The following is a 20,507-nucleotide window of genomic DNA, read 5'->3' as shown; positions in this document are numbered from 1 at the left end:
ATCGGCGGTGTCGCGGAATCGGGGGACGCGCCCCGCAGGATCCGAATGGAGTCGAAGTGACGATCGAACGAACGGTCCTCAACCCGGTGACGTGGTCGGTGGAGATGGGGTTCAAGCAGGGTGAGGTGGTCAGCGGGCACACCAGGACGCTGTACTGCTCCGGACAGACGGCAATGAATGCCGACGGCGCTCCTCAGTACGAGGGAGACATGGCGGCACAGGTCGCGTTGAGTCTGAACAATCTCGAGGGTGTGCTTGCCGAAGCGGGCATGTCGCTCGCCGACCTCGTCCGGCTGAACGTGTACACCACCGACGTCGACCTGCTTTTCCAGCACTACGGCGCGCTCGCCTCACGGCTTGCGGCCGCTCGGGCAGCACCGACCACCACGATGCTCGGCGTGGTGCGACTGGCGATACCCGGCCAGATGATCGAGCTCGAAGGTACCGCTGTCGCCTGACGTGACGCCGTTCCGCTGCCCGCGCCGGGCACGGCGGCGCGGGCAGCAACCGAGAGGGGTGAGTGCCGGTGCCCGATCTGTGGACGATCGGCGTCTACGGCTTCGACGTGACGACGTTCCTGGAACGACTGCGTCGAGCAGAGGTGAGGATGCTGCTCGACGTGCGTCAGCGTCGAGGGGTTCGCGGGCCCGACTACGCCTGGGCGAACTCGCAGCGACTACAGACCTCACTCGCCGCGAGCGGGATCGCATACCGCCATCACCTCGAACTGGCACCGACCACCGAGTTGCGCGAGCTTCAGTACGCCGAGGACGCCCGCCAGGGTGTCGGCAAACGCACGCGCCGCGAACTCGCCACCGGGTACGTCAGCCGCTACACCGCCGAGATCCTCGATCCGGCCGATCTCGAGGCGGTCGTGTCGGTGCTGCCGAGCACGGGACCAGCCGCATTGTTCTGCGTCGAAGGTGATCCCGAAGCCTGTCATCGTTCCTTGGTCGCGCGACGGCTCGTCGAGCAGCACGGCTTCACGATCGAGCACCTGCGGCCGTCGTGAGTGCCGTCGTCGGGTCAGACGGAGCCGAGCGCATCCTCGTCCACCCGTGAGTCCTCGGCGGACCACGTGCTCGCCGGTGGATTGTCGAGGTGCCACCGCACCGATTCGGCCTCCCGTTGCTGCGGGTCGCCGGGAGACCAGCCGAGAAGGTTCTCCGCCCGGCTGACGGAGACGAGCACATGCTGCGCCGGTCCTCCCATCAGCGCCAGTTCGCCGGGCAGTACCGACTCCGGTACCCGTACCGGCTCCAGCGCGGAGCCGGCTGCCGCGATGATCTGTTCCACCCATGCGATCACCGGCACCGTGGCAGGCTCGCCCAGATTCACCGCCATGCCGTCGGCGGCCCGCGTGTCCAGAGCGGCCAGTACGCCGGTGGCGACATCATCGACATGGACGCGGGTCCACAGCAGATTTCCGGCACCGACCGGGATGTGCTGCCGTCCGGCGCGGATCCGGCGCAGCACCGGGTCCTCCCGGCGCTGCGGATCGTGCGGTCCGTAGACCATGGGAAGACGCAACACCACGGCGCCTCGCGGGAGCCACCGCTCCTCGACATCGAGCTTGTCGTAGGCGTCCGGGATCCCCGGCCTCCGGGCCCCGCGGTAGGGATAGCGCTCCCGGCGCACTTCGGAGTCCTCGGTCAGAGGCACCGCGGATTCGCAACGCCCCGAGGTGAGACCCGTGAACGCCTGGTACACGTCCACGCTGGACAGCACGACCGTCGGCACCTCCGGTATCGCCGGCAGGACGGCATCGACGTGGTCGGCGGTCAGCGCATAGGTGTCGACTACGGCGTCCGGATCGAACCGGCGAACATCGTCGGCGTGATCGCCCAGTGCGAGCCGATCGACCCGTAGGTGATCGACCGCCACCCAGGGGGACGGCTCGTGGTGTCCGCGGTGGACAACCAGCACCCGATCGCCGCGCTCGTGGAGTCTTTCCACGATGCGCCGGCCGATGAATGTCGTACCCCCGAGAACCAGAACCCTCATGTGCTGCCGTCCCTTCGACACTTCGGTCACCACTAGGTGCCGGAAGCAATAGTGTCGAAGATAGCCGGATCGGAGTGCCCCCAACAGCATTCGCGGACAGAGACGGCCGGCGGGACCATGCACGGTGGTTCGGGCACCGGTGGGGCGGCGGATCTGCAGCGGCCGGACGTCACGCCGATCGTCGGTGGGCGCCGAGAGCCCGAATCCGCCCGAGGTTTCCGATCGGCGACGAGGCCACTCCGCCGGGCATGCGCCCCTCTTTTGCTCGAGCAGAGCGAAAGGGTTTCCGCGCGGTTCGGGGGAGGGAAGGATGGCGGGTGCCCGTGCCGACCGCGGGAGCCGACAACGCAGATCCGAAAGGTGGCCGTATGACGATCGCCGTCGTCACGGGTAACCCCGAGCCGTACTCCCGCACTCGCGACGCCGGGACCCCGTCGCCGGGCCGGTACCTTGTCGACGCCGGCTACATCACCGACGGCCGGCACGCGGAGCGTTGGGCGCCGGCCCTGCCCGTGGCCATCCGAACCGGGGCGTCATGAGCACGTTCGACAGCACCGCCCTGCGGCACGCCTTCGCGCACATCCCTTCCGGGGTGGTCGCGATCTGCGCCGAGGTGCACGGCGAGCGGGTGGGGATGGCTGCGAGCACGTTCGTGCCGGTGTCGCTCGACCCTCCGCTCGTTGCGTTCTGCGTGCAACGTACCTCGGGTACGTGGCCGCGACTGTCGGCTCTGCCGCACCTGGGTATCAGCGTGCTGAGTGAGGAGCACGACGGTGCGGCGAAGGTGCTCGCCGCGAAGAACGGTGACCGGTTCGCCGGAATCGAGACCGAGATCCGTGATGGCGGTGCCCTGTTCGTGGCAGGCACGAGCGTGCGCATGGACGTGACCGTCGAACAGGAGATTCCGGCCGGTGATCACGACATCGTCGTGCTGCGCATCAACGAAATGCTTACCGACGCAGAGGTGGAACCGATCGTGTTCCATCGCAGCTCCTTCCGCCGGTTGATCGCTTCCTGGCATTTCGAGAACATCCCACTCGCCGCAGAAGCCGGGTCCGGTTTCGACGTCACCGAAGGAGTCCGCGTGGATCGCGACAACCCCGTTCCCGTCGTCCGGCGCACCGAACGGAATCCGCTGACACCACGCGACGGGAGACGGGCGCGGAACATCCCCGGAGACGAAACGGCGGGGCAGGAGCAGCCCACAACCGCCGGGTCCTGGTGGCTCGTCCTGCCCAGCGTGGCAATCGGTCTCGCGGCCTCGGGCTGAGCACCGTTCGCCGAACTCCGACACACCGACTGCTGTAGCGGTCCAGGCGTGATGCTTCCATCGGAACGACTCACCCCTCAGCACAAGGGAGACCCCACCTCCCGCCGCCGGCCGCGGAGATGACCACGGTTCATGGCGTTCCCGCGGCGGGAGATGGGGGTCAGGTCAGATTCCTGCCGTGCCGGCGCCCACGACGCCGGCGACACGCCGCAACGCCGTGTTGGTCTGTCTCGCCGCGTCGAGTGTCTCCACCGCCGGAGTGGTGGGGAGGTCCGCAACGTTCCCGCCCACCTTGGCCAGGACGGCCCGCGACAGCAGGTAGTTCTCGTCCACGACCTGATCCAGCGTCGGTACCGGTGCGGGGCGCGGGATATCGGCGTGGACCGTGTGCCGGTAGAGATTGACCTGGTACGGCCAGTTGTCGCGGGTATCCCACTGGGAGACCAGAACATAGAGCTCGTCGAGCGTGGAACCGGTGAGGACGTACCCGCCGTAGCACTGGGCGAGAGTGTTGTTCCGGTCCTGGGGCTCCTGGTCGTGGTCCACGTGACGGACCACGGTCGTGGTCGGAGCCTCCCCGATATGGGACGTGGGCCCGTTGCGAAGGCCCTTCACGTTGACGCGGATGTCCGGTGCGGTCTGGGTGTAGGTGAGCAGCCACTGGCCTTGGACCAGGCGGAGATTCATCTCCCGGACCTTGGTCCCCGCCGGGAAGATGTCCGAGCACGCCCGGTTCCATCCCCAGTCCGTCCCGTTCCATCCCCAGCCGGACCACTTCGAGCGGTCCGCCACCTCGTTGGGCCGGCAGCGGTACAGATGAACGTTCGATCCGCCGTCCACCAGCCACTTGTTGCCCATGATGTAGACCCAGCCGTCGGTCCCCATCTCCCAGGTGATGCCCATCTGGAAAGCGCCCTCGTGATGCCAGTCGCGTTGTCCGGCGGGGCCCGCGTGATGCCAGGTCTGGCCGTTGTCGTCGGAATACTGGATCTCCGTCCAGAGGACCTCGGAGAGGGACCGGCAGATCGTCACGAACAGGTAGATGCGGGAGCCGACGACGAGGAGGTCCGAGGGCAGGACCGTGGCGAACCCGCCATTGGTCCACGGGGCCCTGTCGTGGTTGTACGGCCACAACTGGCGGGCGTACGAGCCGCCGACGGCCCCATGGAACGTCAGTCCATCGGCGTAGTCCGCCGGGGACTTCTCGTTCGTGAAGAGCATCACCGGAGACCGCCACCCGGGGCCACCGACGCCGGCCTGGTCGAAGGTGTCACCCAGGACGACGGCCTGGCTGCCGTTGGGAAGGCTGCGGGCAATGCCCAGGTCCGTACCGCCGACACCGTACTGCGTCGACGACGTATTCGGCCCGGTCACCGGTCCGATCTTGGTCGTCGTTCCGGGAACTGCGTTCTGCTGGAAGGGAGACGGGACCGGCTCCGCCATCGCAGTAGCCGTCGACGACGGTGTGACCGCGGGGAAACTGCCCGACGTTGGAGATGTCGCAGGGACGCCGACCTCCGTTAACACGTCCGGAAGTCGAGACCGACCCGACGCACTTCCGAAACCGTGCTGTGTCCTCTCCTGCGGGCGCGCCGACCCCTCGGTTTCGCAATACCGTTGAGATCAGGCCCTTTTCGAACTCGGCGCACCACTGACCTGCCAGGTCGGCTCAGGGATCTGCACGCGGTCCCGATTGTTCTTCTCGGGCAGACCCCCGGAGGTCGGGCGTACCATGCCCCCATGACGGTGGTCGCGGTCGAGCACTTGGTCAAGACGTTCGGTCCGACGCGGGCCCTCGACGGCCTCGACCTGACCGTCGAAGCGGGCGAAATCCACGGATTTCTCGGCCCCAACGGCTCCGGTAAGTCAACGGCCATCCGCGTGCTGCTCGGGCTGTTGCGCGCCGATTCGGGACAGGTCCGGTTGCTCGGCGGCGATCCGTGGCGTGACTCGGTGTCGTTGCACCGGCGCCTCGCCTATGTGCCCGGCGATGTGAACCTGTGGCCCACCCTCACCGGCGGCGAGGCGATCGATCTACTCGCCGGGTTGCGCGGCGGACTGGACGAGGCCCGCCGCGCGGACCTTCTCGACCGCTTCGAACTCGACCCGACGAAGAAAGCCCGCACCTACTCCAAAGGCAACCGGCAGAAAGTCGCGCTCGTCGCCGCGTTCGCGTCGGACGTCGAGTTCTACATCCTCGACGAACCCACCTCCGGACTGGACCCACTGATGGAATCGGTGTTCCAGGACTGCCTCGGTGAGATGTCCGCGGCCGGGAAGACGGTGCTGCTGTCGAGCCACCTGCTCGCAGAGGTCGAAGCGGTCTGCGATCGGGTCAGCATCATCCGGGAGGGCCGCACCGTCGAGACCGGCACTCTCACCCAGTTACGGCACCTCACCCGCACGTCGATCACCGCCGAAACCGGCCGTCCCGTCACCGGGCTGACCGAACTGGACGGAGTACACGATGTCCGCATCGACGGTGTGCACACCCGCTGCGAGGTCGACACCACCGCACTCGACGCGGTGCTGCGCCACCTGCTGACCTTCGGGATCACCTCGCTGACGTCCACTCCACCCACTCTCGAGGAACTGTTCCTGCGGCACTACGGCGACGAACGGGTCCGCGAGAGCGAGCGGCACCGGCGAGCCGAACCAGGAACGTCTCCGCGATGACGACGGCAGCCGCCGCGGCCCCGACGTCCACGACCGGGGCCGAACGATTCGCCGGTACCGGGCGGCTCGTCCGACTCGCGTTGCGCCGCGACCGCATCCGGTTGCCGGTGTGGCTGCTCGCCCTCACCGCGATCCTCGCGTTCTCCGCAGCCAGCGTGGCGGGGCTGTATCCCACCGTCGCCGAATTGCGGGGTTTCGCAGCCGCGTCCGCGGCGTCCCCGGTCGCGCTCGCCACCAACGGACTGGTGTCCGGCTACAGCACGGGCGCTGTAGTCGCCAGCCAGACCGTCATGCCGCTGGCGCTGGCCGCCGCGCTGATGACCACGCTGCTGGTGGTGCGGCACACCCGTCAGAACGAGGAGACCGGCGCGGCCGAGCTCATCGGAGCAGCGGTCGTCGGACGCCGGGCGCTGCTCGCCGCCGCCCTGCTCGTCGCCGTGGGCGCCAACCTCACGCTCGGTGTTCTCAGTGCGGCCGTGCTGACACTGCAGGGCCTACCGGCGGGCGGGTCGGCAGCGCTCGGCGCGAGCGTCGCGGCCGCCGGTATCGCCTTCGCCGCGGTCGCCGCAGTCACCGCGCAGGTCACCGACAGCGCCCGCACCGCCAACGGGCTGGCCGGTGCCGCCCTGGGTGTGGCGTTCCTGCTGCGCGCGGTGGGCGACATGACCGGAACGGTTACCGGTGACGGCACCCGCGTGGAAAGCGGATGGCCCACGTGGTTGTCGCCGATCGGCTGGGCCGAGCAGATGCGGCCGTACGACACCGACGACTGGTGGGTGTTGGCGCTGCCGATGGTGTTCTCGCTGGTGCTCTGTGTCGTCGCCGTCGCGCTCACCGGACGCCGCGACCTCGGGTCCGGGCTGGTACCGACCCGGCCCGGACCGCCCCGCGCGTCACGGGCACTACCCACAGCGCTCGGATCGGCGTGGCGGATGCAGCGCACGATCTGGTTCTGGTGGGCCTTCGGGATCGTCGTCCTGTCGCTGGTGTACGGCGCGATCGCCGATCAGATCGACGACTTCCTCGGCGACGGCGAGCAGGGTGGTGATGTGCTCACCGACCTGGGCGGCGGTGTCACCGATCTGATCGACGCCTACTTCGCGGCGATCTTCGCGCTGATGGCAATCGCGGTCGCGGGCTACGCCGTCCAGGCGCTGCTGCGGATGCGCAGCGAGGAAACGGCCGGCCGGCTCGAACCGGTCCTCGCCACCGCGCTCTCCCGGCCCCGGTGGATGCTCGCACACGTGGGTCTCGTCGCCGCAGGAATCGCGACGCTGCAAGCACTCACCGGAGCGGCGATGGGTCTGGCCCACGGCGTGATCGTCGGGGATGTGCCCGGACAGGTCGCGGCGCTGACCGGGGCGGCACTGGTCTTCGTACCCGCGGTCCTGGTGGTCGGCGCCGCGGTGGTGCTGTTCATCGGGGGACTGCCCGCCTGGTCGGCCGGGCTGTCCTGGGCACTGCTCGCCCTCTGCCTCGTCGTCGGATTGTTCGGTCCGCTCCTCGGGGTGCCCGACGCCGTCCGGGACGTGTCGCCGTTCACGCATGTGCCGGCGGTCCCGGCTGCGTCGGTCACGGCCGGTCCGCTGGTCGCGCTCTCGTTGATTGCCCTGGCTCTCTGCGCGGGTGGTGTGATGCTGTTCCGCCGCCGCGATCTCACCACGTCGTGAGAATTCGCGGGCGGGTCCTTCGAGAGCGCTCAGGTCGGCGTGAAGCGAGGTCACGAGCCGGACAGCACCGGGGCGGCACGCTCGGTGCGGCGGTAGCGGGCCAGACTCAGACCGCACAGCACGACGGCGATCACTCCCAGCACCACGGCGAACAATGCGCCGACGACCCCGTTGCCGGTATTGGGACCACCGGCGGCATTCGCGCCGTGCATCCCACCGACAATCACACCGATCGCTCCCGTCGCCAACGCGACGACGATCCACGGCAGGGCGAGGTGCGTGCCGGAGCGGCGGGAACGCCTCAGGGCCACTGCGCCGGCGACCACGCCGATCAGCGCGAGCACGGCCGCAGTCGTGGGTACCGCCCGGCCGACACCGAGTTCGTAACCGGCGGCAACGATGGAGGCGGGATCCGGAAGCGGGGCAACAGAAACCTCGAATACAGACATGACGATCCTTTCGGTCGGACGGGTATCCGTCGAGATGGGGCACCTTCGATCGTCGTGCCACGGGGACGGCAGGTCATCGGCCGACGGGCGTCGGCGACTACGGCATCGGGTGTACGCCGCGCGCATCGATCCGCAACCGCGGACGTAGGTGATCGAGCCGCAGACCTCGGGTGCTGCGGGCGCGGGAAACCTATGATCACTGCATGCAGGATCGCGCTGCGTCGTTCCGCCTGCCTGCCCGTGTTCAGGACCTGTTGTTGGCGCTGTTCGTCACCGTCATGCAGGTTCAGGGCACTGTGGTGCGCAACAGCGGGCAGCCCGAAGTCGTGCTGCGTCCCCTGTCCGACCTCGGGAACCTCGGCTACCTCCTGTTGATCGTCCCCGGCGCGGCCCTCGTCGTACGCCGCGACCGACCGGTCGCCGTGTTTGCCGTCACCGCGCTTACCAGCGTCGTGTATTACGGCCTCGACTTCCCGGACGGGCCCGGGTGGCTCGCCCTGTTCGTCGCCCTCTACACGCTCACCGCGCACGGCGACGGGCACCGCACGCTCCGGCTGGCCGCCGTGGGCATCGTGGTCCTGTCCGCGGCATGGCTCATCGCCGCGTCGGACATCGAGCCACCCGCCGCCATCGGCTGGGTCTACTTCCGCATCGGCGCGTCGGTCATGAGCGCGGCTCTCGGTGAGAGCGTGCGGGCGAGGAATCAGATCGCGGCGCAGGCACTCGAACGCGCCGCGGTGGCCGAACGCACCCGTGACGAGGAAGCCCGTGCCCGGGTCGACGCGGAACGGCTCCGGATCGCACGCGAGGTACACGACACCGTGGCGCACGCCATCGCCGTCATCAACGTCCAATCCGGTGTCACCGCACATGTATTCGACAAACGACCCGAGCGCGCCCGCGAAACCCTCGAGGTCATCGAGCAGACCAGCGCGCGGGCACTGGCGGAGATGCGCGCAATCCTCGACGTACTCCGGGACGACAACGTCGGAGACGACAGAACTGCCGGCGTCGGGGGAGACACCGACGGGCGGGCCCCGAACCCGGGCCCGGCGCAGATCCAGGACCTTGCCGACCTGGCGCGCGACGCGGGCCTCGATCTGACCGTGGATGCGCCGCCGCCTCAACAGCCGGTACCCGCTGCGGTCGGCACCGCCGTGTACCGGATCGTGCAGGAATCGATCACGAACGTGATCCGTCATGTCGGAGCGACCCGCGTGACGATCACCGTCACCTACGGCGCAGACGCCGTGGAAGTGCGCGTCGTCGACGAAGGCCGAGCACTCTCGGCGACACCCGCGGTCTCGCCGTTGTCGGCGCCGAACCGGGGGAGTGACCGTCCGGAGCAGCAGGAGAGCAGACGCGGGTACGGCCTCGCCGGGATGCGGGAACGCTGCCGCCTTCTGGGAGGGCACCTCGACGCGGGTCCCCGGCCGGACGGCGGTTTCGCCGTCACCGCGTGGCTTCCGCTGACGTCGACCGAAACGGCGGCCACATGACCGGAGAGGAAGAGACGCCCGGCGGCACAATCAAGGTGCTGCTCGCCGACGACGAGCACTTGGTGCGGTCCGGGTTCCGGCTCCTCCTCGACACCGAGGACGACATCACGGTGGTCGGGGAAGCTACCACCGGCACGGACGCGGTAGCGAAGGCCTACGCGTTGCGGCCGGACGTCGTCCTCATGGACATCCGCATGCCGAACCTGGACGGCATCGAAGCCACCCGGGAGATCACCACTGCCGGGCTGGGAAATGTACGCATCCTCATCCTGACGACCTACGACACCGACGCCTACGTGTTCGAGGGTTTACAGGCCGGTGCCAGCGGTTTCCTGCTCAAGGACGCCGGTCCGGCCGAACTCCTGCATGCCATCCGCGTGATCGCGGCGGGTGATGCACTGCTGGCGCCGCGCATCACCCGCCGCCTCATCGGCCGCTTCGCCACCCGGCAGGCGGCGGACAGGGCCGGGGAAGATCGGCTCTCCGTCCTCACCGAACGCGAGCGCGAGGTTCTCGCGCTGGTCGGGGAGGGCATGAGCAACCAGGAGATCGGTGCCGCCCTGTTTCTCAGCCCGGCCACCGCCCGCACCCACGTCAGCCATGCCATGGCGAAACTCGGCGCCCGTGACCGCGCACAACTGGTGGTCATCGCCTACCGGAGCGGACTCGTCACCCCGTAAGCAACGACGCGTGTCACGCCCGGAGGGTTATCCCGCTTCGCGTCGCGCGACAGCCTCGCGTGCCTCGGCCGCGTCCTCCTCGGTCCGCAACCGCTGGATCGCGAGCCGCCCGAACACCTGCTGCTCGGTTGCCGCCATCTGGTTGCGCCCGGTCGAGAAGAACGCCTGTGCCCACGACAGCAAGGTCGACACCTTCGACGAGAATCCCACCAGGTACAGCAGGTGCACGAACAGCCACGCAATCCATCCGAGGAACCCGGTGATCTCGAGTTTGCCGACCTTCGCGACCGCGCTGAACCGTGAGATCGTCGCCATGCTGCCCTTGTCGAAGTACCGGAAGGGCGCACGCTGCGCGGGATCCTGTCCCTCCTCGACCGAGGCGGTGATCTGTTTCGCCGCATACTTGCCGCCCTGCATCGCGACCTGAGCGAGACCGGGCAGCTTGTCGAGCGACATCATGTCGCCGATGACGAACACGTTCGGGTATCGCGGCAACGAGAGATCCGGCAGCACCTCCACCCGGCCCGCCCGATCGATGCCCGCTCCGGACTGCTCGGCGAGTTGCTTGCCCAGTGGACTGGCCGCGACACCTGCCGACCACACCTTGCACTGCGACTCGATGCGCCGTTCGGTGCCGTCCTTCTCCTTGACGGTCAACCCGTCGGCATCCACGCCGGTCACCATCGCGTTGAGCTGGATCTGCACGCCCAGGCCCTCGAGAGTCTGGCGGGTCTTGCGGCTGAGTTTGCCACCATAGACCGGAAGGACGTCCGGTGCCCCGTCGAGCAGGACGACCCGCGCTTCCGTGGAGTCGATGTGGCGAAAGGCCTCCCGGAGCGTGCGCCGCGACAGTTCTGCGATCTGCCCGGCGAGTTCGACTCCGGTCGGTCCCGCACCCACCACCACGAACGTGAGCAGCCGTGCCCGCTCGTCGGGGTCGTCGGACAGTTCGGCCTGCTCGAATGCGCCGAGAATGCGGCCCCGCAATTCCAGCGCATCGTCGATCGTCTTCATCCCGGGCGCGAACTCGGCGAAATGATCGTTACCGAAGTACGACTGGCCGGCACCTGCCGCCACGATGAGGCTGTCGAACGGGGTGACGGTGCGCCGCTCGAGGAGTTGCGAGGTCACCGTCTTGTTCTCGAGGTCGATCGTTTCGACGTCACCGAGCAGAACCCGCGCGTTCTTCTGCTTGCGCAGGATCATCCGCGTCGCCGGTGCGATGTCGCCCACCGACAGAATGCCCGTGGCCACCTGATAGAGCAGCGGCTGGAACAGATGATGGGTGGTACGCCCGATCAACGTGACGTCGACGTCAGCATTCTTCAGGGCTTGGGTACCGAACAATCCACCGAACCCGGACCCGATGACGACGACACGATGACGAGACTCACCCGACTGGACACTCATGCATGCTCCTTCACTGTTGTCGGCACGACCACCCCTGGGTACCCCCACGGCAGCCCGCCGACGCGGGTGGGACTGCATCCAGTCTCGCAGTTGACACGCCGCAGCACAGGGGGATCGCGCCGGATGCAGGTGCGCCGGGCGGTCAGTGCGGGCCGGGTGCCGAGTCGCCGAGCAGTCCGTACACCGGGTTGTGCTGCGCGGCGTGCCGCACCGCGTCGCCGGTCGCCGACGTGTAGATCTGCACGGTCTGCAAGGACCGATGTCCGAGCAACTGCTGCAACTCGACCATGGTGGCCCCGCTGTCGGCCAGGCTCGTCGCGAACGTGTGCCGCAGCGCGTGCGCGAGCGCTCCGCGTTTACGTTCGGACTCGATGCCGGCGCGCCGGTAGAGACGACGCACCCGGTACTGCAGGGTGCCGCGGGTGATGCGCTGTCCGTCGCTGCCCACGAACAACGGATCGGTTCCCGGGTAGCGCTCCCACACGGCCGGATCGTCGCGCTCGCCGCGCACCTGCCGTCGCGGCGCCGGGAACCGCGCGTACCGTTCCTCGAGATAACTCGAGACGATGGCCGTCCAGCTGTCCTCGAGCGGAATCTCCCGTTCGATCGCGCCCTTACCCAGCACCCGCAGCACCGGCGTACCCGCTCCGCCGAGAATGCTGCCCATGTCGAGGCGGATCAACTCGTCCGAGCGGATGCCGGTGAGCAGCAACGTCGCGATCAGCGCGAGGTCGCGTTGCGGCCACTCCCGCGACGATTCCGCCGGGCGCTGCGCCTCGACGGTGACGGTCTCGACGAGTTGGTGAATCGCACTGGGGGAGAAGGACTTCGGTGTGTGCTGAGGTTTCTTCGGCTGGGTGATCGAGGCCATCGGGTTGCCCTCCGACACCCCCTCGGAGACCAGGAAATTGCAGAAGTTGTTCCACACCGACCACGCGCGCCGCACCGAGGCCGGCTGCCGCTCGGCGGCGAACGATGCGAACGCCGAGCGCATCGCGCGGATCGAGATGTCGCCGACTGTCAGGTCCGCGGGCGGCCGTTCCCGCAGCTCACCGAGGTGTGTGCACACCGCATGCAGGTCCAGGCGGTACGCCTTCAGGGTGTGCGGAGACCGCTTCGCGGTCTGCAGCGTTTCCAGATACGACGAGACCCACTCGAGCAGACCAGGATCGTCCCGGCTCGTCATTCCCACGTCCTCCTTCGGTCACCCTGTCGTACGCATGTGCGATTCCAGTGTGACAGGAGGGAGTGAGGTGACGGACCGGGCGATGAGCCCACCCCTCAGGATCCGGTGCTGGAACCGATCGACGATCCGCCCCCATCGCTGGAGCCCGAGTTCCATGCCGGGCCGAGGACCAGCGCGCCGGCCGCGCCGAGCAGGTCGGAGTTCAGGTTGCAGATGCTGACGACCGCATAAACACCTCGCGGGATGTCCTGGAACGTTCCGGACACCACGTTGTCGCGGTTGGCGCCTTGCAGGGGCTGTATCGCGGTGATCGCGTCGGCATCGCCGAGTTCCCGGAGCAAGGCGAGAACATCGATGTCGGGGTTACCGACGAGGTAATCGAGCAGTACCGGTCCGACGACCGGCGCGGCCCGAACCGCGTCGACCACCGCGGTGGTGCACGAGCCCGGCAACGTGAGCGACCCGACGAGCGGCACACGCGGCACATCGGTGGCCGTGTAGGTGATCGACAGCCCGTCGACCTGAACGGAATAACCGATCCCCCGGGCAATTGCCACTGCCGGAACGGGTTCAGCGGGCGTCGCGTCGACGAGTGCCGGCGCCGCGAGACCGGTCGCAGACACGGTCGCAAGGACGAGAACGGTTCGTGCCAGAGCATTACGAATCATCGCTGCATCCCTTGTGTCGGACCGCCCGATACCGCGTCGTTCGGCAATGCTAGCCGCGCACCTCCGTCCGCACGGTGAACTGCGCTCAGCGTGTCGGCTCCGCTAGGGCGTGATCGAAGCGAATACGAGTGCCTCACACTCTCGGAGCGGGTGAATCCTTGCTTCCCTCACCGAAACTCCCGGACGCGGTCTTTCCTTCTTCGACGACGGGTGAGGTGATGACCACCGGTGCCATCACCATCGTCGGGCTCCGATCTGCGGTCGGCACCTGTTCTTCTTCGGGCACGGCAGCGCGTGTCGGCGCGCGACCGTAGGTGATCAGGACGACGACGATCAGCACCGCGAACACGATGGGGTACGCGGATTGGAGAAGGGTGCGCACCAGTGGCTCACCGGGGGTCATGAAGACGCCGATCGCGACGACACCGTCCGGGTAGGAGCGGTACCACGCGGACAACGGCACCGCCGCAGCAACGGGAAGCAGATAACCCCACCATCGGCCCCACCGCACCGCCTGGTCCAGGCACACCACCAGCAGCGGCACCACCCACACCCAGTGATGACCCCACGAGAACGGTGAGACCATCGGCGCGGTCAACCCACACACCGTCAGGCTCAGGAGATGGCGGCCGTGCCGGTGGGCGAGCTGCGCGGCCCACAGCCCGACGCCGGCCACTACGGCGGCGCACATCAACCACAGCCACATCGGAGGTTCCTGCGTGTGGAGCGCCCGCGCGAGGATGCCCCGCACCGATTGGTTCGCCGGTGAGGAAATCAGCCCGATGCGGTCGGAGCGGATGATCGCCGAAGTCCAGAATTGCCACGCGTCGGTGAAGATCACCACGAAACCCGCCACGATCGTCACGGCAAAGGTCACGGTCGCGACCATGGCGGCACGCCACTGTCGCACCACCACGAGATAGGCGATGAAGAACGCCGGCGTCAGTTTCAGGCCTGCGGCCAGGCCGACGCCGATCCCACGCAGGCGGCTCTGCTCCGGGCGGGACAGATCCCAGAGCACCAAGACGAGCAACACCAGGTTGATCTGACCTAGCCACAGGGTCATCCGCACCGGCTCGATCCAGGTGAGCGCCACCGCCGCTCCCACGCTCACGACCCGCATCCGCACCGAATCCTCGTAACCGAGAGCGCGCCAGCTCAGCCGGACCACCAGGTACAACAGCACCAGATTGACCAGGTTCACCGCGATGGTGGTGCCCGCCACGGAGAGCAGCGACAGCGGCACGAACATCAGCGCAGCAAACGGCGGGTACGTGAACGGCAACGAGTCGAACAAGAAGAAGGAGTACAGCGGTTCGGGGCTGCGCGCGGTCAGGCCGCCGTGCCGGTACACCAGCGCGTCGACGCCGTTGCCGAACAAGCCGTAGTAGTCGGTGAACCCCAGCAGCCGGTCGTGGGCGAGAAACGCGGCGCCGGCAAGAATCACCGCCGCAACGGGCCACCACCTCGGCACCGTCGATCTTGTTTCGTGTGTTCGACTCCTGTCTCGACTCCCCATGCGTCGAACCTAGGGGGAGGAGACCGACGGGTGCTGCACCGACACGGCGTGAGGCCGGAGTGTGCGGTTCGCCGACACCGACGCGAGGCAGGGGTCCCGGTCGTTCCGTCTCCGACGTGCGGGCGATGTGTCAGTCGCCGCGGACGGGCAACCGTCGCGGGCCCGGACCTTCCTTGGCAAGCACATCGCCCGGGTTGGCCAGCGGACAGATCTTCAGGCTCAGGCATCCACACCCGATACACCCTGCGAAATCGTCCCGGAGTTCGGTCAACGCGTCGATACGGCGGGTCAACTCGTCGTGCCACAACGCGGACATCCGTGCCCAATCCTCGGCGGTCGGCACCCGGCTGTCCGGCAACGAATCCAAGGCGGCTTTGATGTCGTCGAGCGACACCCCGACGCCCTGCGCGATCCGGATGAACGCCACCCGCCGCAGGGTGTCGCGCCGGTACCGGCGCTGATTTCCGGTCGTCCGGCGACTGTCGATGAGCCCCCGCGACTCGTAGTAGTGCAGCGCCGAGACCGCCACACCCGACCGAGCAGCCAACTCGCCGGGGGTCAACCACACGGCAGCAGACATCGTGAGCCTTCCGACGATCGGGATTGCACGCGTCGATCTGGGTGCACAGTACCCACATCCGAGGTGGGACGGCAGCGCTCGGCAGACACGGCAACGGCTCACCCGCGTCGGCGTCCGGGTGAGCAGGGGATGCGATTGTGCCGGGTTACTTACGCCAGAACAGGTGATGGGTGACGCCGCTCGGGCTGGGAACGACGTCGTGATGGAATCTGCCGTGCAATTCGTCCGGTGACTCCCAGAGGTGCAGGCCGGACCCGAATTCGAGCGGCGCCACTGCGATGTGCAGGGTGTCGACCAGGTCGGCGTCGAGGAATTGCCGGATCGTGGTGACCCCGCCGCCGAGTCGGACATCCTTGCCGCCCGCGGCCTCGCGCGCTCGGGCGAGGACGTCGGATGGTTCGCCCCCGACGAAGTGGAAGGTGGTGTCGGAAAGTGCGAGGGAGGGGCGGGTGTGGTGCGTCAGGACGAACACCGGGGTGTGGAACGGTGGTTCGTCGCCCCACCAGCCCCGCCATTCGGGGTCGGGCCACTGTCCGAGCTTGGGAGCGAATTTGTTGCGGCCCATGATCTCCGCACCGATGTTGTGGGAGAAGTCGCGGGTGAAGTAGTCGTCGATGCCGCGGGTGCCGCCGGGATCGGCGCGGTTGGGCCAGCTCGCGGTGGCCCCGGCCCACTCGAACATTTCGCTGTGGTCGAGACCGAAGGGGTTCTCGAGGGTCTGATCTTCTCCTGCGGCGATTCCGTCGCTCGAAACGGTGAAGTTCTGTACGCGCAAAAGCTGGGACACACTGTTCTCCCGTGTCGTCTCGGATGGATACGCAGAGGTAGACCGGGCGCGGCGGGCAAACTCATCGGATGCTGCTCGGAGGATGGGGGACAGGGCGCTGTGCCGGCCGGGTCAGGGGAGTGCAGCGTGCCGATCGTGCCCTGGCCGGCCGGGGAGCGTCGACCGGATCCACCGAGGAGGAGGTGCCGAGGTCGACGGTCGCGTGTCCGGTGCAGGCGGTGCCGTCAGGATCGCGGGATTGCGGGTCGCACATTCCGAACACCGAAACTGTTGTGCAGCAGTAGTATTCATGGATAACGGTGATTATCCATCAAAATTGGATAGGGCAGATGAGGCGCATCCTCGGTTTCCCGACCCCGGGGGACGGGGTACGTTCGCGGGCCCACATGGTGCGGCCGAGGCGCGCGGGGTCGGCGCGCTGCGGTCGTCCGCCGTCTCCACGGTTGGTGCCGGAAGGGCTTGTGCGGAGATCGCAGTGTTCTCGCACGCGGCGTTCGCGTGCGCAGCGTCATCCGGGATATCGACCGCCGATGCCGATGGTCCACGAATCCCGCGAGATCCACGGGCCGGCCGCTCGAGCGTCTCGGGATTCATGTGCCGAGCGGGCCGAAGGGTTAACCGCGCCACTCGTCGGCGCATCACGTGACGCGCCGGAGTCGGGTGTGCCGGAAACGGCATGGGTTGCTCGGCGGGCGTTCCACTCCCTCCGGGGGCGGGCCTGATCCGCGTTACTTGACATAATGTAGATTATCGGCGAAACGGTGACCTGCGGAAACGGCAGTGTGTAATCCCTGAGTCCGCCGGAGACGTTGCGTATCGCTACGCAGCTGATGCGACGTCGTCGCAGCTTTTCGCATCGCGCCTCGGCGCGCGCGCTGGTCGCTTCCGGTCTTCCGCCCACCGGCGCCGATCGTCGGGCCGAATCGTCCTCGACGCCTGGTGGCCGGCGATCCGATCTCCGGCTCCCGCCTCGGCTGTCCGATTCGAATACACCGGCACTCGAGCCCCGGCGACCCTCCCCGCTCCCACCCTGCCCACGGACATCAAAACGTCACAGTGACGTTTTGATGTCCACCCTCCGGCTTGCCGTATTCATCGACTCCGGCGCCCGCTCCGGAAAATGCACCAGGACGATCTTCGGTCAGGTGCCAGGGTCCGTCGCCACTCGCGCCCACACGTCACGTGACGAGCTGTGGAATGGGGAAGTTATCGGTGCGAGGAGTGACAATCGGCCCTCGTCGGGCCGAGGTCGACGGCCGTAAGGTTGGGCAACTTTCACCCGAGGAGAAGCCGTGAGCCACGAAGTGAAGATGATCGTCCTGTCGACCGACAACCTCGACGAGTCGATCAAGTTCTACAGCGAGGGCCTGGGAATGAGACTCAAGTTCCGGGACGGCACGCATTTTGCCGCGCTCGACGGTGGCGCGGTCACGGTCGCACTCGCGACATCGGTCGATCATCCGATCCACGGACAGGTCGTCGTGGGCATCAAGACCGACGATGTGGATGCCGCTGCGAAAGCCACCGAAGAAGCCGGCGGCGGCATCGTGCAAGGTCCGTACGACGACGCGCACGAGCGGCGTGCAGTGGTGTACGACAACAAAGGCAACGGATTGGTCTTCTACAGCCCGTTGAATCGCTGATCGTGGGTTGACCCGTCGGGGGGATGCGGCCGGGTGCTTCGAGGGGTCTTCCTCGCAGCACCCGGCCGCAGCGGTTCCTCCCCGCTCCTACTCCCCTGCCGTGCGTGCCGTGAACGGCAGCACGAGTCGGGAGTGGTGCGCGGCATCCCGGTAGATCTTGTGGGTCACCGGGCGGCCGACCGGAAGGTGGAAGGCCCCGCTCAGACCCACTGCACGAGTTGCCATACGAGACCGTTGGGGTCGGCGAACTGGCAGAACCGCTCCCCCCACGGCTCGGTCTCCGGTGCGGTGACCACTGTCGCGCCGGCGGCGGCGATGCGGGCGTATTCGTCGTCGAGAGCATCGACGACGAAGGCGATCAGCATGCCCTGGCCGGCCGGACCGGCGATCGAGGCGGGCTTGAAGGTGCCGAGTCCGGTGCGCAGGAATACGACGTTGAAGCCGGCGTCGGGGTGGGTCAGGGACACGAAACCGTCGGCGGACATCGCTTCGGTGAAGCCGAAATGGGTGGTGGCGAATTCCGCGGAGGCCGCGGGGTCGGCCACGTTCAGGGACAGGGCGGTGTCGGTGATCTTCACGGGTACCTCCAGGTGACGGAGACGAGGGTGTGTTCGGGTGCGAGGGAGCCCCAAAACCTTGTGCAGTGTATAGAGTAGCTCGTATCCGACCCGCGGAGGAGAGATTTGCAATGGCGCGCGAACTGCTCGATCTGCTGTGGCGGGACCACCCCGCCGCCCCTCGAGGCGGCGCGCGGGGACCCCGGGCGAAGGTGACCACCTCGCAGGCCGTCGACGCCGCGATCGTTCTGGCCGACACCGAAGGACTCGAGCACCTCACCGTGCGTCGCCTCGCCGCCGAACTCGGCATCTCCGGTATGGCGCTGTACACGCACGTCGGCTCCCGCGACGACCTGCTGGTCCTCATGGCCGACTGCGTGCACGGCAGGCAACCGCGCGCGCCGTATCCCACCGAGGACTGGCGGACGCGGGTGCGTCAGGTCACCGACGCCGACCTGGCCCTCTACGGCGAACACGACTGGCTCCTCGATATCGCGGACCAGCGAATGTCGTTGGGGCCGGGGACGATTGCGAAGTACGATCACGATCTGCACGCGTTCGACCACACCGGCGCGAGCGACCTCGAGCGCGACGCGGCGCTGACGTTCGTCTCGGACTTTACCCGCAGCGCGGCGCGCGCCCGCCGGCCGGACCCCCACGCCGCGAACATGGGGGAGGTGTGGTCCGCGTGGAGTGAGCGACTGGCGTCCTATGTCGGCGACGACTTCCCCCTCGCCCGGCGGGTCGGCGCTGCGGCCGGCGAGGCGCTGAACACCTCGTACAGTCCCGACGCGGCGTGGGAGTTCGGGCGCGAGCGCATCCTGGACGCGCTCGCCGCGCTCTTCAGAGCCGCCTCCGACGATCCCGCGCCATTGCTGTAGCAGATTGCTACACTGGAGGGAACGGTGTGACCGTCGCGCGAAGGAGTACGTCATGACGAACGTCGTCGACAAGGTGACCAGGTTCTCGTCGGAGCTCGTCGACGCCGCCGCGTCCGAAGGCGAACGGGAGAACCGCTCGGCCCGCCAGCAACTCGAACACTGGGCGCGAGTGGGCCGCGAGGTGTCCAACCAGCGGCAGGTCGCGCGGCGCCGCGTCGAGGCCGCGCTCGCCGGACGCCTGCCGCTGCGCGAACTCTCCGACGAAGAAGGCGTCGTGTTCAACGCCGAGATCGCCGCAGCACTCGAGGAATCCCTCGCCACCGGCCATCACGTCACCGACCGTGCCGCCCGGGGCCTCGCCTCGGTGGTGCTCGACGAGCAGGGCCGCGTCGTCAAGCATCTGCCTGACGGCACCCAGATCGTTCTGTGAGGCGACTCGATCTCGTCGTCGGACCCAACGGATCCGGAAAATCGACGTTCGTCGAGCAGCGTCTCGCTCCCCTGCTGCCCGGCAGCGTGTTCGTCAATGCTGATGTGATCGCCAAGCAGCGGTGGCCCGACAGCCCGGAGGAACACTCCTATGAGGCCGCGCAGATCGCCGCGACCATCCGCGACGCCCTCATCGACCAGGGTGAATCGTTCATCGCCGAGACGGTGTTCTCGCACCCGTCCAAACTCGACCTGATCGACCGGGCGCACCGGGCCGGCTATGTGGTGGTGCTGCACGTGGTGCTGGTGCCTGTCGAACTGTCCGTCGCGCGTGTCGCCGAGCGCGTCGTCGAAGGGGGCCATCGGGTCCCCGAAGAGAAGATCCGCTCCCGTTTCGAGCGGGTGTGGCCACTGGTGGCGGACGCGATCGACCGGGCCGACCACTCGACCGTCTACGACAACACCGCCGCGGACGTCACCCGCATCGCCGCGCGTTTCGTCGACGGCGACCCGGTCGGCGAGGTGGCGTGGCCGTCGTGGGCGCCGACCGCGCTGACGGGAGCGCCGACGGCACCGACCGCGCAGACCTGACGGCGAAC

Annotated in this window: 21 protein-coding genes and 1 pseudogene; 12 read left to right on the top strand and 10 right to left on the bottom strand. The window is 67.9% G+C overall.

Features of this window, described 5'->3' with window-relative positions; all coding sequences use genetic code 11:
- The first annotated feature begins 62 nt into the window (after positions 1 to 62).
- A complete protein-coding gene (locus HF877_RS16760) occupies positions 63 to 458 on the top strand; it encodes a RidA family protein (protein ID WP_169622383.1) in 396 nt (131 codons plus the stop codon).
- Positions 459 to 526: 68 nt separating this feature from the next.
- The gene (locus HF877_RS16755; RefSeq protein WP_169622322.1) at positions 527 to 1,012 is read left to right on the top strand and encodes a DUF488 domain-containing protein; all 486 of its coding nucleotides are present in this window, start codon (positions 527 to 529) and stop codon (positions 1,010 to 1,012) included.
- Positions 1,013 to 1,026: 14 nt separating this feature from the next.
- On the opposite strand, the gene HF877_RS16750 is transcribed toward HF877_RS16755, so the two are convergent.
- Positions 1,027 to 2,004: an NAD-dependent epimerase/dehydratase family protein gene (locus tag HF877_RS16750; RefSeq protein WP_169622321.1), complete on the bottom strand. Its 978-nt coding sequence runs from the start codon at positions 2,002 to 2,004 to the stop codon at positions 1,027 to 1,029.
- Positions 2,005 to 2,321: 317 nt separating this feature from the next.
- On the opposite strand from HF877_RS16750, the gene HF877_RS16745 reads away from it, so the two are divergent.
- On the top strand, positions 2,322 to 2,543 hold the full coding sequence (locus HF877_RS16745; RefSeq protein WP_169622320.1) for a hypothetical protein: 222 nt from the start codon (positions 2,322 to 2,324) through the stop codon (positions 2,541 to 2,543).
- A pseudogene (locus HF877_RS16740) lies at positions 2,540 to 3,016 on the top strand (flavin reductase family protein); the annotation flags it as partial. The gene HF877_RS16745 and the pseudogene HF877_RS16740, both read left to right, overlap by 4 nt.
- Before the next feature lie 423 nt (positions 3,017 to 3,439).
- On the opposite strand, the gene HF877_RS16735 reads toward HF877_RS16740, so the two are convergent.
- Positions 3,440 to 4,648 carry a DUF4185 domain-containing protein gene (locus HF877_RS16735; protein ID WP_169622319.1) on the bottom strand — a complete coding sequence of 403 codons (1,209 nt, stop codon included), beginning with the start codon at positions 4,646 to 4,648 and terminating at the stop codon, positions 3,440 to 3,442.
- A gap of 366 nt (positions 4,649 to 5,014) precedes the next feature.
- Here HF877_RS16735 and HF877_RS16730 point away from each other — a divergent pair, with 366 nt between their 5' ends.
- The gene (locus HF877_RS16730; RefSeq protein WP_169622318.1) at positions 5,015 to 5,950 is read left to right on the top strand and encodes an ABC transporter ATP-binding protein; all 936 of its coding nucleotides are present in this window, start codon (positions 5,015 to 5,017) and stop codon (positions 5,948 to 5,950) included.
- On the top strand, positions 5,947 to 7,620 hold the full coding sequence (locus HF877_RS16725) for an anibiotic ABC transporter (RefSeq protein ID WP_169622317.1): 1,674 nt from the start codon (positions 5,947 to 5,949) through the stop codon (positions 7,618 to 7,620). Before HF877_RS16730 ends, HF877_RS16725 begins: the two co-directional genes overlap by 4 nt.
- A 50-nt stretch (positions 7,621 to 7,670) precedes the next feature.
- On the opposite strand, the gene HF877_RS16720 is transcribed toward HF877_RS16725, so the two are convergent.
- Positions 7,671 to 8,069 (bottom strand): DUF6223 family protein, encoded by a 399-nt coding sequence (locus HF877_RS16720; RefSeq protein WP_169622316.1) that lies wholly within the window; start codon positions 8,067 to 8,069, stop codon positions 7,671 to 7,673.
- Between the two features lie 203 nt (positions 8,070 to 8,272).
- Between HF877_RS16720 and HF877_RS16715 the strand changes: the two genes are divergently transcribed.
- Together HF877_RS16715 and HF877_RS16710 are read left to right on the top strand one after the other, a co-directional pair.
- A complete protein-coding gene (locus HF877_RS16715) occupies positions 8,273 to 9,568 on the top strand; it encodes a sensor histidine kinase (protein WP_169622315.1) in 1,296 nt (431 codons plus the stop codon).
- On the top strand, positions 9,565 to 10,248 hold the full coding sequence (locus tag HF877_RS16710) for a response regulator transcription factor (protein WP_169622314.1): 684 nt from the start codon (positions 9,565 to 9,567) through the stop codon (positions 10,246 to 10,248). The genes HF877_RS16715 and HF877_RS16710 overlap by 4 nt, the downstream gene beginning before the upstream one ends.
- Before the next feature lie 27 nt (positions 10,249 to 10,275).
- On the opposite strand, the gene HF877_RS16705 is transcribed toward HF877_RS16710, so the two are convergent.
- The 6 genes from HF877_RS16705 to HF877_RS16680 form a co-directional block, all read right to left on the bottom strand.
- Positions 10,276 to 11,658, bottom strand: a complete 1,383-nt coding sequence (locus HF877_RS16705) for an NAD(P)/FAD-dependent oxidoreductase (RefSeq protein WP_169622313.1) — start codon at positions 11,656 to 11,658, stop codon at positions 10,276 to 10,278.
- A gap of 142 nt (positions 11,659 to 11,800) precedes the next feature.
- Entirely contained in the window at positions 11,801 to 12,844 is a 1,044-nt protein-coding gene (locus HF877_RS16700; protein WP_169622312.1) for a tyrosine-type recombinase/integrase, read from the bottom strand.
- A 95-nt stretch (positions 12,845 to 12,939) separates the two neighbouring features.
- The gene (locus HF877_RS16695; protein ID WP_169622311.1) at positions 12,940 to 13,512 is read right to left on the bottom strand and encodes a hypothetical protein; all 573 of its coding nucleotides are present in this window, start codon (positions 13,510 to 13,512) and stop codon (positions 12,940 to 12,942) included.
- 133 nt (positions 13,513 to 13,645) lie between these two features.
- Positions 13,646 to 14,986: a glycosyltransferase 87 family protein gene (locus tag HF877_RS16690; protein ID WP_346765204.1), complete on the bottom strand. Its 1,341-nt coding sequence runs from the start codon at positions 14,984 to 14,986 to the stop codon at positions 13,646 to 13,648.
- A gap of 175 nt (positions 14,987 to 15,161) precedes the next feature.
- Positions 15,162 to 15,611: a redox-sensitive transcriptional activator SoxR gene (gene soxR / locus HF877_RS16685; RefSeq protein ID WP_169622309.1), complete on the bottom strand. Its 450-nt coding sequence runs from the start codon at positions 15,609 to 15,611 to the stop codon at positions 15,162 to 15,164.
- Between the two features lie 145 nt (positions 15,612 to 15,756).
- Positions 15,757 to 16,398 carry a dihydrofolate reductase family protein gene (locus tag HF877_RS16680; protein ID WP_169622308.1) on the bottom strand — a complete coding sequence of 214 codons (642 nt, stop codon included), beginning with the start codon at positions 16,396 to 16,398 and terminating at the stop codon, positions 15,757 to 15,759.
- Between the two features lie 1,310 nt (positions 16,399 to 17,708).
- On the opposite strand from HF877_RS16680, the gene HF877_RS16675 reads away from it, so the two are divergent.
- Entirely contained in the window at positions 17,709 to 18,041 is a 333-nt protein-coding gene (locus tag HF877_RS16675) for a VOC family protein (protein ID WP_169622382.1), read from the top strand.
- A 200-nt stretch (positions 18,042 to 18,241) separates the two neighbouring features.
- Here HF877_RS16675 and HF877_RS16670 read toward each other — a convergent pair whose 3' ends face one another.
- The gene (locus HF877_RS16670) at positions 18,242 to 18,619 is read right to left on the bottom strand and encodes a VOC family protein (RefSeq protein ID WP_169622307.1); all 378 of its coding nucleotides are present in this window, start codon (positions 18,617 to 18,619) and stop codon (positions 18,242 to 18,244) included.
- Positions 18,620 to 18,729: 110 nt separating this feature from the next.
- Between HF877_RS16670 and HF877_RS16665 the strand changes: the two genes are divergently transcribed.
- From HF877_RS16665 to HF877_RS16655, 3 genes are read left to right on the top strand one after another with little or no spacing between them, the layout of a single operon-like run.
- Positions 18,730 to 19,479: a TetR/AcrR family transcriptional regulator C-terminal domain-containing protein gene (locus HF877_RS16665; RefSeq protein WP_169622306.1), complete on the top strand. Its 750-nt coding sequence runs from the start codon at positions 18,730 to 18,732 to the stop codon at positions 19,477 to 19,479.
- A 52-nt stretch (positions 19,480 to 19,531) separates the two neighbouring features.
- Positions 19,532 to 19,909 (top strand): hypothetical protein, encoded by a 378-nt coding sequence (locus tag HF877_RS16660; protein ID WP_169622305.1) that lies wholly within the window; start codon positions 19,532 to 19,534, stop codon positions 19,907 to 19,909.
- Positions 19,906 to 20,499 (top strand): zeta toxin family protein, encoded by a 594-nt coding sequence (locus HF877_RS16655; protein WP_169622304.1) that lies wholly within the window; start codon positions 19,906 to 19,908, stop codon positions 20,497 to 20,499. The genes HF877_RS16660 and HF877_RS16655 overlap by 4 nt, the downstream gene beginning before the upstream one ends.
- Positions 20,500 to 20,507 lie beyond the last annotated feature (8 nt).

Source organism: Rhodococcus sp. BL-253-APC-6A1W (genome assembly GCF_012843405.1).
Taxonomy (GTDB): Bacteria; Actinomycetota; Actinomycetes; order Mycobacteriales; family Mycobacteriaceae; genus Rhodococcus.
Note: the sequence above shows the minus strand (reverse complement) of the source record. Positions and strands in the feature narration are given on the sequence as shown.

What these genes read in the sequence shown, in the direction of transcription:
- HF877_RS16750 (WP_169622321.1), bottom strand. Translation starts at nt 2,004, where the DNA reads ATGAGGGTTCTGGTTCTCGGGGGTACGACATTCATCGGCCGGCGCATC.
- HF877_RS16730 (WP_169622318.1), top strand. Translation starts at nt 5,015, where the DNA reads ATGACGGTGGTCGCGGTCGAGCACTTGGTCAAGACGTTCGGTCCGACG.
- HF877_RS16725 (WP_169622317.1), top strand. Translation starts at nt 5,947, where the DNA reads ATGACGACGGCAGCCGCCGCGGCCCCGACGTCCACGACCGGGGCCGAA.
- HF877_RS16720 (WP_169622316.1), bottom strand. Translation starts at nt 8,069, where the DNA reads ATGTCTGTATTCGAGGTTTCTGTTGCCCCGCTTCCGGATCCCGCCTCC.
- HF877_RS16715 (WP_169622315.1), top strand. Translation starts at nt 8,273, where the DNA reads ATGCAGGATCGCGCTGCGTCGTTCCGCCTGCCTGCCCGTGTTCAGGAC.
- HF877_RS16710 (WP_169622314.1), top strand. Translation starts at nt 9,565, where the DNA reads ATGACCGGAGAGGAAGAGACGCCCGGCGGCACAATCAAGGTGCTGCTC.
- HF877_RS16705 (WP_169622313.1), bottom strand. Translation starts at nt 11,658, where the DNA reads ATGAGTGTCCAGTCGGGTGAGTCTCGTCATCGTGTCGTCGTCATCGGG.
- HF877_RS16700 (WP_169622312.1), bottom strand. Translation starts at nt 12,844, where the DNA reads ATGACGAGCCGGGACGATCCTGGTCTGCTCGAGTGGGTCTCGTCGTAT.
- HF877_RS16695 (WP_169622311.1), bottom strand. Translation starts at nt 13,512, where the DNA reads ATGATTCGTAATGCTCTGGCACGAACCGTTCTCGTCCTTGCGACCGTG.
- soxR (WP_169622309.1), bottom strand. Translation starts at nt 15,611, where the DNA reads ATGTCTGCTGCCGTGTGGTTGACCCCCGGCGAGTTGGCTGCTCGGTCG.
- HF877_RS16675 (WP_169622382.1), top strand. Translation starts at nt 17,709, where the DNA reads ATGATCGTCCTGTCGACCGACAACCTCGACGAGTCGATCAAGTTCTAC.
- HF877_RS16665 (WP_169622306.1), top strand. Translation starts at nt 18,730, where the DNA reads ATGGCGCGCGAACTGCTCGATCTGCTGTGGCGGGACCACCCCGCCGCC.
- HF877_RS16660 (WP_169622305.1), top strand. Translation starts at nt 19,532, where the DNA reads ATGACGAACGTCGTCGACAAGGTGACCAGGTTCTCGTCGGAGCTCGTC.